This window comes from Rhizobium leguminosarum (genome assembly GCF_002953715.1).
GTDB classification, from domain to species: Bacteria; Pseudomonadota; Alphaproteobacteria; order Rhizobiales; family Rhizobiaceae; genus Rhizobium; species Rhizobium leguminosarum_V.
The window spans coordinates 146748-160447 of sequence record NZ_CP025014.1; the positions used below are offsets into that span (position 1 = coordinate 146748).

Below are 13700 nucleotides of genomic sequence, written 5' to 3' on the forward strand. Positions count from 1 at the left end.
TGGAGCACCCATGCCAGGCGTAACCCGACTATCGGTCCGCAATATCCGCAAGAGCTTCGGTACGCACGAGGTTCTGCGCGGCATTTCCCTCGATGCGGAAGACGGCGACGTGATTTCGCTGCTCGGCGCCTCCGGCTCCGGCAAATCGACCTTTCTGCGCTGCATCAACATGCTCGAAACCGCCAGCGACGGCGAGATCTGGGTCGATGGCGAAGAGATCCGCATGGTGCACAAGGGCGGGCGAAGCAAGCCGGCCAGCCAGAAGCAGGTGGACCATATCCGCTCCGAACTCGGCATGGTGTTCCAGTCGTTCAATCTCTGGTCTCACATGACGATCCTGCAGAACGTCATCGAGGGTCCGATCCATGTGCTGAAGCGGCCGCGCGCCGACTGCATCGCCGAGGCCGAAGCGCTGCTCGAAAAGGTCGGCATCGCCGATAAGCGCCACGCCTATCCCGCCCATCTCTCCGGCGGACAGCAGCAGCGCGCCGCGATCGCCCGGGCGCTGGCGATGAAACCGAAGGTGATGCTCTTCGACGAGCCGACTTCGGCGCTTGATCCGGAGCTTGTCGGCGAGGTGCTGCGCGTCATGCGCGCGCTGGCCGAGGAAGGCATGACCATGCTCGTCGTCACCCATGAGATGAGCTTTGCCCGCAACGTCTCGAACCGCGTCGTCTTCATGCGCGAAGGGTTGATCGAAAGCAGCGGCAAGCCGGACGAAATGTTTACCAGTGGCGCCACACCCGCCTTCCGCCAGTTCATCGGCCATTTCGGAAGCGGTCAATGACAATCACCATCGATGCCGTGCTCACCTGGCGCGATGTCGCGCGCGTCGGGGCAGGGGAAGCGCTTGTACTGTCGCCGGCCGCCTCAGCGCGCATCGAGCTGGCAAGCCGCATCGTTGCGCGCATCGTCGAGACAGGCGTGCGTGCCTATGGCGTCAACACCGGCGTCGGGGCGCTGGCCGATACGGTGGTCGATCGTGCCTCGCAGAGCCTGTTGTCACGCAGCATCGTGCTCAGCCATGCCTGTGGCGTCGGGCCATTACTGGCCGCCCGCGAGGTGCGCGCCATCATCGCCGCACAGATTGCCAATTTCGCCCATGGTCATTCCGGCGTGCGGGGCGAGATCGTCCAGCATCTTGCGGCCATGCTGGAACATGATTGCATTCCCGACGTGCCCTCCAAGGGCTCTGCCGGTTACCTCGTCCACAATGCCCATATTGCGCTTGTTCTGATCGGCGAAGGTAGCGCTCACCTGGACGGCCGGCGCATGAGCGGTCGCGAGGCGCTTGCTGCGATCGGTCTCGAACCGCTCGTGCTCGGCGCCAAGGAGGGCTTGAGCCTTGTCAACGGCACGGCTTGCGCCACCGGCCTGACCACTGTCGCGCTTTCCCGCGCCGAGCGGCTGCTCGACTGGGCTGATGCGATCGCAGCACTGACGCTGGAAGCGGCGGGCTGCCAGATCGCCGCCTTCGGCGAGGCGGTGCTGGCGCTGCGCCCATCGGCGGGAATAGAGAAAGTCGGAGCGAGCCTGCGCGCGCGGCTTCAGGGCAGCGGCCTTGTCGCCGCCGCCTTCGGCCGCCGCACGCAGGATGCGCTCAGCCTTCGTTCGGTGCCGCATGCGCATGGTGCTGCCCGCGATGTCTTCGACAATTCCGCCCGCGTCGTCGATCAGGAGCTTGCTTCGGTGACGGACAATCCTGCTGTCTCAGGCACGCCGGAACAGCCGATCGTCTCCTCCGAGGCGCATGCGGTTGCCCCGGCGCTCGGGCAGGCGGCTGATAGCCTGGCCATTGCGCTCGCACAGATCGGCGCGATCAGCGAACGGCGCATGGATCGGCTCGTCAATCCGCTGGTGAGTGGTCTGCCGGCTTTCCTCGCCAGCGATGCCGGCAGCCATTCCGGCTTCATGATCGCCCAATATACTGCCGCGGCACTCAGCAACGAGAACCGCCGTCTAGCCGCACCCGCGGCCATGGACGGCGGACTGACCTCGGGCCTGCAAGAGGATTTCCTCGCGCATCCGACGGCTGCCGCCGGCAAGCTGCTCGCCGTCATCGACAACGCCGAATACATCCTGGCGATCGAGCTGATGGCGGCGGCACAGGCGCATGATTTCCTGGCGGCGACGGCGCCGCGGGCGGCCGGCACGGACCTGGTCTACAAGGCCGTGCGGGAACATGTTTCCCATTATGGTGACGAACGGCCGCTCAACGGCGATATCGAGGCTGTCCGCAGCCTGATCCGCGAGACTGCGCCGCCGCTATAATCGGCCTCAGAACGGCTGGGTTTCGGAATTCTGCTTTGACTTTTCGCCGGCCTCGAGACGTTTGAGGCACTGGAGATAAGTCGGGTAGAGCTGATCCACCCGCGAGAGCGGCAGCGTCCAGTCGCCTTCATCGCCGGCAAAGGTGATCTGCACGTCAGGCATTCCGGCAAAGGAATTCTTGATGATCTTCTTCAGCCCGGCGCTCCCCTTGCTGGCCGGGCCCCAGAGGCGAAGCGTGTTCTTGTCGAAGAAATCGGCGGCGATTACTTTCGTCACCGTACGATCGGTCAGCGTCACCTCGGTCTTGGTGCCGGCCGGAATGTCCCATGTGGTCTTTGCCACCAGCCAGAATGTCTCGGTCGCGCTCTGGCGGAATTCCATGGTCTTACCGATCTCGCTGTCCCACAGCAGGCGGCAATAGGGATGCGGGCTCTCGTTGGAAAAGCCGACCGACCATTGTCTTGCGCCGCCTATCCATTCGGTCTCGCCGAAGGCTGAGACCGGCTGCAGGGCGGCTGCCATCAGAACCATCACTGCCGGAATTTTCATCGCCGAAATCACCTCCAACGCAATCGTCTCCAGCGATAGCAAAAGAAGGTTGAGCTTTTGCTACTACAGCGCCACGCGTCTTGTCAGACACGCGCAAAGGACGCCGTAGCCCTTTGAACTGCTGGAGCAAGTTTCGCGATGGATGCCAGGCAAGCCCATATTCCGCGAAGATTGGTAGATCCGAGCCCCGAAGACGTTTTTGGCGGAGCGTGCCGTCGGCTGCGGTTCACTTTGGAAAGAGGAACGTTACCGCAACGCGGAAGCCGAGTCCTTCCGGGCCATTGTCTGGAGCAGCCGCCCAATATCGCAGGCCCGCCGTCAAGCTGATTGGCTGTTTGTCGATCGTGATCAGCTTGGCGACTGCGAAGTTGATCGGCACCGACCAGTCGTTTGTTTCCCAGTCATAGGTGGACTCGGTATTGAGCGAGAAGGTCCAGGCATCTTTGGTGGTATAGGAGATGAACGGTTGCATGAACGTCGAGCTCAAGTCCCGACGATCACTCTGACCCGCAAATGACCAGATATGGTTGCCGAGCATGCCGTAGGTCCAGGGGCCATCCTGTTTGAGGACGACTACGGTCGGACCCGCTCCCCACTTGCCGCTTCCGAGAAGTTCATCCGTGGCCGTCGGAAGAAGGAACACAGGTCCTGCACCCCAGACCACGCCACTCTCGGTTGGCTTAGACGGAGAGAGAAAGAAGCTCTGCAACGTATCGCCGAGACCGAATTGCGTGCCGGATGGCCCGGCGATATCGTTCTGCCATGTGACCGGCAGGATGGTCCTCGAAATGAGGTTCCAGTCCTCGTTCAAAGAAAACGGAATGACAGGCTGGATGTTCATCGTTGCCTTGTCGCCGTCTTCTGGACCGTAGCCATGGTCGTAGTTGAACTGGAACGGCACGCTGATGAGCGAGGCGATCGGGTTCGACAGCTTCTTCGCGAGTTCTTCGCTCGACTGAGCGTTTGCCGTATCTGCCCAGATACTGAGTGCCGCGACAATTAGTACGATCCGAGAAACGACTTTCTTCATCGATGCCTCCATGATTCTATCGACCTTTTAGATAGCTCACGGTGCAATTGCATAGCTCCTCGCTCTAAGGTCTGCAGTTTTGCGCGCGACGCCCTGCCTCGCATGCAGTTGCGGCCGTGCGCGCTGGTTGGCCGTTGCTTGCCAGAGCAGCCAGGTGATCTGCATAGTTGTGTCGGCTATTCTGGTCGACGACGGCGACGGGTGCTGTCAGAATCAACCCGACGGCGTGGCCTGCCGCCGCCGCGCTACCGACCGTCGCATCCAAGATATGATCGCCCAGACCCACTGTGTTGTCCGTCAATGTCTGACCCTCGGAAATGCGGGAACCAATGAGACGGACGATTTCGGGGGATTCGGCGAACTTGGAATGATGCAACCTGTCGCCTTCCTTGACCTTGGTCAAATCGATCACATTGATCTTGTTGATTTCCAGTTCCTCCTTATAGGGAGACTGTTCAGGATCGATGGCACCAAGCCGCGACACATTTCCCCAGACCCGGCGCGACACCGCAAGCGCCCGATCGTCGCGGGAGACGAATAGGGTGAATTGCGGGTGCTGTTTGCCTATATCGACGATCTGCTGGCTGAACACGTCGACGTCGACGTCGGGAGCCGCGAGCATGACGTTCTTGAACTTCGCAGGCAGCCGGCCGTTACGGATCGCCATCTGGCGCAGCGATTCCAGCGCAAGCCAGTTGCCCATCGAATGGGCGAGGATGGATACCTCCTTCACCTCCGGATCCCGCGCGAGATATTGGAACAATGTTTCCAGAGCATTTCGCGTATAATTCGTGCTCTCCCGGTCATAGCCATAGGCGAGAAGGCTGCCACGCGACGGCCAGGTCACCAGCACAGGTGCACTGTGCACGCTGGAGTCCTGGACGATCTGCGCGAAGCGGTAGACGGAGTCTTCAAACCGATTGTTGAAGCCATGGACGAACACCAGCACACTGTGGTCGGGGCTCTTGCGCACGCTCGCGCTCAGCCAGCGTTTGGCCTCATCGATATTGAGATCGTCGGCCTTCAAGGTGGCGAAATCGGTCGCCGGATTGGAGGGGAGCCTCTTTGGCCAGGAGACCTCTCCCTTCTTGCGGACCGACTCTGGTGGGATAGACACGGTAATATCGGCGAATGCCGGGGTCAGCGCCCGTTCTCCGTTGAACATTTCTCCCGGCACGGCGGACCGGCTACGTGTGGTCATGATCAGCAAGTTGACCTTGGTCGACTTCGGAGACGTATCTGCCACCGGTGTCAGCACATCCTTCGGGTGTCCGCCGCAGCCAGTCAGCACGAAAACCAGCGCGCATAGGAGAACCCGCTGAACACAGCAACCTCCAGCATTGTTTCTCCGTCCCAACGATTCCCCCTGATGCTGTAAATCGAAGTGATCCGATCAAATCGACAGTGTCAGTAGTCACCGCGATTTCGCTCGGGCGGCTCTCTGCTTCTTCGTGGCGTCGCCGTTCCAGCTCCAAGGCGGGGCACACCATCATTGGAAGGATTATCACGGGCAAAACGAAGTTCGCCTGCCGGTTAGAACCGGACAGCGACCCCGATAATCGGCCCCTGCTGGACGACGTCGAATACGAACCCGTCATTGTCGTAATTGACGCCGAGTGCGCGATATCCGGCTACCGCCGAGATGCTGTCGTTGAACTTGTAGCCGAGGCCCAACGCCACGTCCCAGTCGATATCGGCGCCGCCGGCGCCTAAAAGACCCCATCCGGTGACATAGATTTCCGGCGTGAAGAAGTAGTTTCCTCTAACGCCGCCGACGGCATCGACCCAGGTGGCGCTGTCTTCGACATCCACACCGGCCAGAATGCCGCCATTGAAGGAGATCTCGGTTTTGGCCGACCAGACCTTCATGCCGCCGACCACGTCGAGGTGGCCATTTTGGTCTTCGAGCACGGCGTAACCGACGCCGAGAAATCCCGCGAAGGTCTTCGACGTCACATCGACGCTCTCGGCAAGGATGCCGGCCGGTGTGTCGGCATCGGCACCAAGCTTGGTGTAGATCACGTCACCGACGATGCTGAAGCGATCATATCTTGCTTCGCCTGCCGCCATGAAAGCGAAGTCGAGGTTCTGGAGGATGTCGCCGAAGTCCGCGTCGACATGAACTTCCGGAAGCCCGAACTGCCCAATATCGCCGGATAAGCCGGCAGCCCAGAAATATGGCGCGAAGGTGAATTCCCAGCCGCTCTGGCTCTCGACTGCTTTTGCTTCTGGCGCGAGCGGCGTGATATCGGCGGCGTTGCCGGCCGACGCCGCGCAGACGCCCGCCAACAATACAATGGCACGCAAGTATATGGCTTTCATGAGAATCCCCCGATCTCGTTTGTCGCCTTCGGCACTGCTGTCCCGAGTCAGCACTGTGCAGCGAGAAGTAGATTTGGACAAGCTTAAATACCTATTTTCCGTTGATCGCCTGCTTCAGCTGCCCGATGAGGCTTGAAATCTGCTGGTCCTGCGGCCTCAGTCGCGCCAGATCCTCGGCGTGTTTCAGTGCCTCCGGTAAGCGTCGAAGCTTGAGACTGTATTGGAGTGCGAGACCGATGATGTCGGCGTCTGCGCCCGCCGCCCAACCATCGAGCCTTGCCAGCGCCTCTTCCGTCCGGCCTGCGGAATCGAGAGCGACGGCAAAGGTCGTCTTGTAGCGGGAGTTTTGCGGATCGAGCCTTACCGCTTCTTCGAGTTCCATTATCGCATCAGTCAATGCCTGCTTGCGCACCAGGGACAGCGCATGTCCGTAACGCAGATCCGCGCGTTCGGGCGCCATTCGGATCGCCTCGGCATAGGTCTGCTCCGACTCGTTATTTCGACCGGTGGCGCGGTAGAACTCGGCGAGATTGATGCGCATTGTCTCCAGTGTCGGGTCGAGCGAAATCGCCCGCCGGAAGGCGGCTTCGGCCTCTGCCGCACGCTGCCGGGCGAACAGGAAGAAGCCATAATTGCTTTGTGTTTCTGCAACGTCGGCATTCGTCTCGACATAGGCGCGCAGGTCCGCGACAGCGGCTTCCAAATTGTCTCGCTGATTGCCGAAGAGCTCGGGAGGGGTGCTGGCGAGTGCGTTGGCGGCAGCGACGCGCACCGCACGCGTTGCATCGCCCAGCAGGTTGCCGATCGCCTCCAGCCTCTGCTCCGGCGGGATGTTGCCTGCTGCTTCCGCAGCGCCGAGCCTGACGAGGGGATCTGCATCAGCTGCGGCCGTTCGAATGTCGGTGCTGACGTCCACTCCGTCGATACCACTCAGTGCGGCTATGGCGCTGCCCCTGACAATTCCCGCCTGGTCCTGGTCACTGACAAGCGCCCGCAGTGCGCCCATCGCGGCCTGATCGCCGTTCGCAGCTCCGGCGAAGGCATGCGCGATCGACGGGCGTTTGCGCCATTGCGTTCCGTACCATCTGTCCATTGTCTCAGCTGCCCAAGCATCGGTTCTGCCGACATGGCAGGTCGTGCACGCATTCGGCGTTCCGCGGGTTGCCGACAAGTCAGGCCTGGGGATGACGAAGGAGTGGTCGCGGCGCGGATCGACCTTCATGTAGGTGCGCTCCGGCATGTGGCAGTTGACGCATCGTGCTCCGGTCGAACCGTCCTGGTGGAGGGTATGCGCGGGAGTGTCGAACAGCCCGCTCGGATCCTGGTTGACGAAGCGCTCCGGCTTCGTCTCGGCGTGGCATTGCGTGCACAGCGCGTTGCCCTCGGCCTTCAGGCCGGCATCGTGCGGCCGATGACAGTCGAGACATGTCACGCCGGCCCTTGCCATCTTGCTTTGCTGAAACGAGCCATACTCGAAGACCTCGTCGAGGATCTGCCCGTCCGGGAAATAGAGGTCCTGCCGGAGCAGGGCGGGGGAGAAATAGTCGAGAAGTGGCTTTCCCGGCTGGTAGCCGTCCAGAAGCTTGGTGCGCCTGGCATGGCAGGCAAAGCAGATGCCCGCATCGACTTTCGGCAGACCTGTATCCGGTTTGACGGAGGATGAGACATTGCCCGATTGCGCCGAAGCGACGTGCTTGGCTCCAGGGCCGTGACAAGACTGACAGCCGATGCTGGTGGCGACGTAGGTCGACTTGTATTCGTTCGTCTGCAGTTGAAACTCCGCCTGGGGATCGGTCGAATGACAATCGATGCAGGTGCGGTTCCAGCGATAGAAAGGACCTGTCCAATGATAGGTCGAGCCCGGTTTGGCCGGGGTGCCGTTGCCGAGCCAGAACCATTGCCGTCTGGCCGTATCCCAGGCGATATCGAGAGCCTGAAGCCGTCCTCCTCCGATGTCGACGAGGTATTGCTGCAGGGGTTCGTAGGCGAAGGTATATTTGACTTCGAACTCGGCTTGGCCGCCGTCTGCTCCCTCGGTGTCGACGAGGAAGCGGCCGTCGCGGCGGATAAAGGTCGTGACGACGCCGTCATGTTCAAACCTGCTATTGTCGAAATCACCGCGCACCGTTCCGTCGTCGGCCGGCGCCATGGCCTTTGCATGGTGGGATTTCGAAAAAGCCGCGGCCTGATCGGCGTGGCAGGATCGGCACATTCTTTCGTCCACGAAACCCTCATGGATCGATATCAGGGGATCGACTGCGGGTGTCGCGATGTCGTCGGTCGCAAGGCTGCGCCCGGCAGGCGCGAGCAACAGGAAAAGCAGGACGCCTATTCGTCCCACTGCTGCTGACCGAACAGATGCTGCCACTCAATCGCTCCCTATTGACGTGTTAGAAAGTCGGGGTCGCCGTGGTTCAAACCTCTGGCGTGAGGCTCAATCCTAATCCTTGAACACTTGTTTCCAGTCAGCCTTCATGTCGACCACGGTCCAGCCGGCGATTGCGGCCGCATCGAGCGCCTTGTCGAGGCGGCCGACGTCGGTATCACGGTCGTAGGCGTATTCACGCTCCGCATCGGTGTGATGGATCAGCACGCCGAGTCTGGCAGGTGCGCCCGCCATGGTCGTCCATTGCAGCATTTCGAGATCTCCGTCGGAATTGCCGAAGGCGGCAATCGGCCGCCGGCCGATCTGCTGGTTGATCCCGACGGGCTTGCCGGCCTTGTCGTCGATGAAATTGACTTCGGGAAGCCGATAGAGGGTCGGCGTGTCGTCCTGCATCCTGAATTCGGTCTTGATCGACGAGCCGATAACCTGCTCGGGCGGGACGCCGTAGACTTTTTCCGCCCATGGCCGCATGAACTCTATGCCTCCGCCTGAAACGATGAAGGTCTTGAAACCGTTGGCGCGGAAATAGGCGAGAAGCTCGACCATCGGCTGGTAGACGAGTTCGGTGTAGGGTCGCTTGAACTTGGGGTCACGGGCCGAAGCGAGCCAATCGGTCACGATCTTTTGGAAATCGCTGCTGGTCATTCCGGCATGCGTGGCCATGATGAGCTCGACGAGGCCCTTTTCCCCCGAGGCCGCGAGCGCCTTCATGTCGCCTTCGAGCGCTGCCTTGAACGGCTGCGCTTCCTTCCATTCCGGATGCTGTGGAGCAAGCACCTTGACCCGGTCCAGGGCAAAGGCGAGCTGGACATAGATGGGATGCTCGACCCACAAGGTGCCGTCGTTGTCGAAAACGGCCACGCGTTCCGGCTCCGGGATGAAGTCGGGCGATCCTTGCCCGGTTACCTTCTCGACGAAAGAAACGATGGCTGCCTTCGAGGCCGTGTCATTCCATGAGGGCAGCGGATCGCTCTGGGCGTACGCCGAAGCAACAAAGAGAAGAACCGCAGTAACAGCCAGCGTTCCGTCGCGGGCCGATTTGATGAAATCTTGAAACGCGAACATTGGATGGCCTCCAAATTGCTGGTGCGAAAGTCAGATAGCCCAAGCTTGGAAGACGGCGGCTCTGGCAGATCCAGGCCGCCGTGCGAAAATCAGTTGCCGGTCGGCATAGGAATGCTCACGCCTTCCTTTGCCAATGATTCTCGGATCCATTGAAAACGACTGTAATCCGATAGCGTGATGGGACCGTTGTAGGTCAGGCTCTGGGGCTTGCGAGGTGGGTATTCCACGTAGGTGGCCATGATCTTCTTCAATTCTTCGCCCATGACGACGCCCATCCAGGTCCGCTCCGTGAAGTTGTTCATGAAAATGTCGTAGCGTTCCTGCGGGTCCTGCCACAGATCGAATACCTGGGGCACCGTGGCGACATACTTCTCCTCACCCTTCCAGCCGAGGTTGGTGTCGACCGCCAGCCCGCCCGTCGTGGCTCCGTTATCCCCGCGGATATTAAACGCGAACTTGTAGTTGTTGACTCGTATCGCACCGGGGGAGAGCTCGTTTTCGGTAAAGTAGAACCATGACTTACGTTCGGATTTACCGGTGCCGAGCAGGATCGGCGACATGTCGTAGCTATCGAAGATGATCGGCTTATCTTCGCGATCCTTGTCGGGCAGCGGAACCGCGCCGACTGCGGCGAATGTCGCCATCAGATCGAGACCGCCGACGATGTCGTGGTTCTTGGCGCGGGGTTTGATCTTTCCTGGCCAGACCGCAATCGCAGGAACACGGTTGCCGCCCTCACGCAGAGTGCCTTTGGTGCCCCGGAACGGGGTGTATCCGGCATCCGGGTAAACGTCCTGCCACGCCCCGTTATCGGTGGTGTAGAAAACCAGCGTGTTGCGGTCCATTCCCGTTTCACGCAATTTGTCCATGATTCGGCCGATGCGGGTGTCGAGCTCCACGATGGAATCCGCATATTTCGACTTTGACATCGACTTATGCTCGAACTCGGGGGCCGGCATGTTCGGTTGGTGGACCTTCATGAAGTTCACATTGATGAAGAACGGTTCGTCCGGCGTTTTGGCCGCCTCGTCAAGGAAGCCCAATGCAGCCTTTTCGACGTAGCTGTCAAAGAATGGAATGCCGACAACGCCTTCCTTGCCGTCGATCACGGGTGTGTCGACATACTGACCGTTGACCTTGAATTCTTCGGTCACCGGTCCTCCTGCCTCGCCGGACAGCGCCCCCTTGGTCACCTTCTGGAACATCTCCCGCAGCTTCGGATCCATGTCCGGAAACCAGGTGGGGTCGGCATAGGTATAGGCATTCAAGTGGTAGAGGCCGGCGTACCGCATCTCGTCATAGCCTTGCGCAATCGGCAGGGCGTAATCCGCTTCGCCGAGATGCCATTTGCCGGTGAAGTAGGTGTGATAGCCACCACGTTTCAGCACGGATGCTAGCGTCCATTCGGCCGCGGGCAATCCACCGCCCTGGCCCTGAAACGCCACTGTCGTCATGCCGCTGCGGTTGGGTATTCGCCCCGTCTGCATGGCCGCACGTCCGGGCGTGCAGCTCGGCTGGGCGTAGAAGGAGAAGAAGGTCATGCCGTCTTCAGCCAGTTTGTCGATGTTCGGGGTCGGCATCCCACGACCTTCCCCCCCGCCATAGGGGCCGAGATCGCCGTAGCCGGTATCATCCGAAACGATGAACAGGATGTTGGGTTTTCGTTGGGAGTCCTGCGCTTGCAGGGGCGAGGCCGCGCACCAGAGAATGGTGGAAGAAGCCAGTGCTCCGATGCAGCGGATAAGGATTCTGCCGTTCATTTCAAATCCCTCCGTTGACGTTCTTGAATGACGGAGCCGCTCGCGGCAAAGGCTGCGATCGCATGCGTCGATTCAACTAGACTGCTTTGAAAATGAAGATCCTGCTGGAGCTGCCTCCGGCAGGGTTGCGAAGCCGGCCACATCTCTGCCCCGGCCCGCTGAATTTTAGCGAATGCTGCCTTCGCCCGATATTGTACTTAAGGGAATCTCTTCATGCGGTGGCAATCGACAGTAGTGATGCGCAGATGACGCCGCAGCGGGAAGCTGTTATTGTCGCCCGGCTTTGGGGGAAGCGGATGGGCTTGGGCGAATGCCCGAAATTTCAGTTGAGTGGCAGAGCCGTTCAGGCGCGAGCTTATTTGGATCAAGGCCACGGCGGCGAAGCGATCAAGGTTCCACTGCGTCGAGCTGTTTGCATCCATAGCAGACACGCCGCCCCGATTGTTCGAGGCGGCGTTCATTTCACTGCCCGGCTTTAGCCTTCATCGCCTCTTCAATCTGGGCTTTCACCGCATCAAGGTTGAACGACGCGCCCTTCTGCATTGGAGGAAATTCGATCGCGGATTTGGCGAGTTCTCCAACTTGCTGCTGGACGAAAACAAAGCGCCAGAACTCCCGTGCATAGAAGGACATGAAGTAGTCCGCCGAACCCACACCCCAGTTTGTGTTCGAGTAGCGTTCGAACGGGTCGCGACGCAGGTTGGTTATGGTTGGCATGTTGAGTTTGACATGCTCGCCCGGCCAACCGTCAGGCTGATCGATGAAAGAGTATTTCCAGTCGCCGATACGCACGGCGCCGAGGCTCGATTCACCAAAGTAAAAAACTTCCTCGCGGCGGCTATCGCCCTTGCCGGTCAGCATGTCCATCTGGTTGTACCCGTCCAGATGCACTTTGTAGGTCGTGTCGCCGATGGCCTTACCGGCCTTCAGCTCGTCGCCGATTTTGTCATTGCCCGCTGCCGCTACGAAAGTTGGCAGCCAGTCCAGTCCTGACATGATGCCATTCTGCACCGCTCCTGCCGGGATTTTGCCGGGCCAGCGGATGATGGCAGGCGAACGGAAGCCGCCTTCGGTCGTCATGCCCTTGGTGCCCTTGAATGGAGTGTTGCCGCCATCGGGCCAGGTAAACACTTCAGTGCCGTTGTCGGTCGTCACCATGACGATCGTGTTTTCGTCGAGCCCCATTTCCTTCAGCTTGTTCATGACCGAGCCGATGATGTCATCAAACTCCGTCATCCCGGCTTCCTGCAGGCCGTAATTGTTCTGCCCCTCGAGAGCCTTATATTTCGGCGACAGGAACGTGAAAATGTGCATCCGGGTCGGATTCAGCCAGAGGAAGAATGGCTTGCCGTCCTTCTGCGACCTCTCCATGAAGTCGGTTGCATATTTCAGTATTTCGTTGTCGATGTTTTCCATGTTGTGCTTGATGCCGTCCGTCGGATGTGGCGGCAGTGGGCCTTCGTCGACGATGCGCTGCTTGCCGACCTTGCCCCAGCGCGGATCGACCGTCGGGTCGCTCGTGTCAGTCGCAAAGGAGTGCAGAAGGTTGCGTGGTCCGATCTTGTCACTAAGCTCCTTGGGATAGCCCGGCCAGAACGGGTCGGACATTGCGTCGAGGTGGTAGAGGTAGCCGAAAAATTCGTCGAAGCCATGCACGGTCGGCAAGAATTCGTTCAGGTCGCCCAGGTGGTTCTTGCCGAACTGGCCTGTGGCATATCCCATATCCTTGAGCGCCGTCGCCAGGGTTATCGCTTCAGCCGGCAGGCCGATCGGCGAGCCCGCCTGGCCAACCGTCGTCATGCCTGTACGAATGGGCAGTTCACCCGTGATGAACTGCGCACGACCCGCCGTGCAACTCGCCTCGGCGTAGTAGTCGGTAAACATCATCCCATCGTGGGCGAGTTGGTCGATGTTTGGTGTTTTGCCTGACATCATGCCGCGGTGGTACGCGCCGATATTGAACCAGCCGATGTCGTCGCCCATGATGACGACGATGTTGGGTTTTTTCTGATCTTGTGCGGCTGCTGGCGCAAACGCAGCTATCGCAACAAAAGCGGAAGCCAGCAGATCAAGACAGACGTTTCTTATCTTGCTCATGGTCTAATTCCTCCCGGCTGCCCGAGACGGGCCGGCAGCCTGCGCCCTCGTTGAAACTGCCCAAATGACGCATCACGCATTTTCGTAGTAAGCCGGTCAGCAACTGGGTCACTTAACTTTTAGAGTCCTGCCGGCCGCCCCGGTTTGCTCTAGGCTGCCAAAGGCATTTAGTTTCGGTCGAAGCCGAGATGTTGAGATGCTCCTTCTCGAGCGGCGCCCG

General features: G+C 60.1%; 11 protein-coding genes. 2 read left to right on the top strand and 9 right to left on the bottom strand.

Features of this window, described 5'->3' with window-relative positions; genetic code table 11:
* Nucleotides 1-10 precede the first annotated feature (10 nt).
* Entirely contained in the window at nt 11-787 is a 777-nt protein-coding gene (locus tag CUJ84_RS30240) for an ABC transporter ATP-binding protein (protein WP_105009321.1), read from the top strand.
* Nucleotides 784-2271: an HAL/PAL/TAL family ammonia-lyase gene (locus tag CUJ84_RS30245; RefSeq protein WP_105009322.1), complete on the top strand. Its 1488-nt coding sequence runs from the start codon at nt 784-786 to the stop codon at nt 2269-2271. The genes CUJ84_RS30240 and CUJ84_RS30245 overlap by 4 nt, the downstream gene beginning before the upstream one ends.
* Nucleotides 2272-2277: 6 nt before the next feature.
* Here CUJ84_RS30245 and CUJ84_RS30250 read toward each other — a convergent pair whose 3' ends face one another.
* The 9 genes from CUJ84_RS30250 to CUJ84_RS30290 form a co-directional block, all read right to left on the bottom strand.
* The gene (locus tag CUJ84_RS30250) at nt 2278-2820 is read right to left on the bottom strand and encodes a hypothetical protein (protein WP_105009651.1); all 543 of its coding nucleotides are present in this window, start codon (nt 2818-2820) and stop codon (nt 2278-2280) included.
* A gap of 226 nt (nt 2821-3046) precedes the next feature.
* Nucleotides 3047-3850, bottom strand: coding sequence for a transporter (locus tag CUJ84_RS30255; RefSeq protein WP_199788870.1), 804 nt, complete (start codon nt 3848-3850; stop codon nt 3047-3049).
* Between the two features lie 64 nt (nt 3851-3914).
* Nucleotides 3915-5150, bottom strand: coding sequence for an alpha/beta hydrolase (locus tag CUJ84_RS30260; protein ID WP_105009652.1), 1236 nt, complete (start codon nt 5148-5150; stop codon nt 3915-3917).
* A gap of 233 nt (nt 5151-5383) precedes the next feature.
* Nucleotides 5384-6172, bottom strand: a complete 789-nt coding sequence (locus CUJ84_RS30265) for a DUF481 domain-containing protein (protein WP_105009324.1) — start codon at nt 6170-6172, stop codon at nt 5384-5386.
* A 91-nt stretch (nt 6173-6263) separates the two neighbouring features.
* Nucleotides 6264-8540, bottom strand: a complete 2277-nt coding sequence (locus CUJ84_RS30270) for a tetratricopeptide repeat protein (RefSeq protein ID WP_105009325.1) — start codon at nt 8538-8540, stop codon at nt 6264-6266.
* 72 nt (nt 8541-8612) lie between these two features.
* Nucleotides 8613-9623 (bottom strand): HAD family hydrolase, encoded by a 1011-nt coding sequence (locus CUJ84_RS30275; protein ID WP_105009326.1) that lies wholly within the window; start codon nt 9621-9623, stop codon nt 8613-8615.
* Nucleotides 9624-9712: 89 nt separating this feature from the next.
* Nucleotides 9713-11383, bottom strand: coding sequence for an arylsulfatase (locus CUJ84_RS30280; RefSeq protein WP_105009327.1), 1671 nt, complete (start codon nt 11381-11383; stop codon nt 9713-9715).
* 197 nt (nt 11384-11580) lie between these two features.
* A complete protein-coding gene (locus CUJ84_RS30285) occupies nt 11581-11844 on the bottom strand; it encodes a hypothetical protein (RefSeq protein WP_105009328.1) in 264 nt (87 codons plus the stop codon).
* A gap of 1 nt (nt 11845) precedes the next feature.
* The gene (locus CUJ84_RS30290; protein WP_105009329.1) at nt 11846-13480 is read right to left on the bottom strand and encodes an arylsulfatase; all 1635 of its coding nucleotides are present in this window, start codon (nt 13478-13480) and stop codon (nt 11846-11848) included.
* Nucleotides 13481-13700 lie beyond the last annotated feature (220 nt).

What these genes read in the sequence shown, in the direction of transcription:
- CUJ84_RS30290 (WP_105009329.1), bottom strand. Translation starts at nt 13,480, where the DNA reads ATGAGCAAGATAAGAAACGTCTGTCTTGATCTGCTGGCTTCCGCTTTT.
- CUJ84_RS30285 (WP_105009328.1), bottom strand. Translation starts at nt 11,844, where the DNA reads ATGAACGCCGCCTCGAACAATCGGGGCGGCGTGTCTGCTATGGATGCA.
- CUJ84_RS30255 (WP_199788870.1), bottom strand. Translation starts at nt 3,850, where the DNA reads ATGAAGAAAGTCGTTTCTCGGATCGTACTAATTGTCGCGGCACTCAGT.
- CUJ84_RS30240 (WP_105009321.1), top strand. Translation starts at nt 11, where the DNA reads ATGCCAGGCGTAACCCGACTATCGGTCCGCAATATCCGCAAGAGCTTC.
- CUJ84_RS30265 (WP_105009324.1), bottom strand. Translation starts at nt 6,172, where the DNA reads ATGAAAGCCATATACTTGCGTGCCATTGTATTGTTGGCGGGCGTCTGC.
- CUJ84_RS30275 (WP_105009326.1), bottom strand. Translation starts at nt 9,623, where the DNA reads ATGTTCGCGTTTCAAGATTTCATCAAATCGGCCCGCGACGGAACGCTG.
- CUJ84_RS30250 (WP_105009651.1), bottom strand. Translation starts at nt 2,820, where the DNA reads ATGAAAATTCCGGCAGTGATGGTTCTGATGGCAGCCGCCCTGCAGCCG.
- CUJ84_RS30245 (WP_105009322.1), top strand. Translation starts at nt 784, where the DNA reads ATGACAATCACCATCGATGCCGTGCTCACCTGGCGCGATGTCGCGCGC.
- CUJ84_RS30280 (WP_105009327.1), bottom strand. Translation starts at nt 11,383, where the DNA reads ATGAACGGCAGAATCCTTATCCGCTGCATCGGAGCACTGGCTTCTTCC.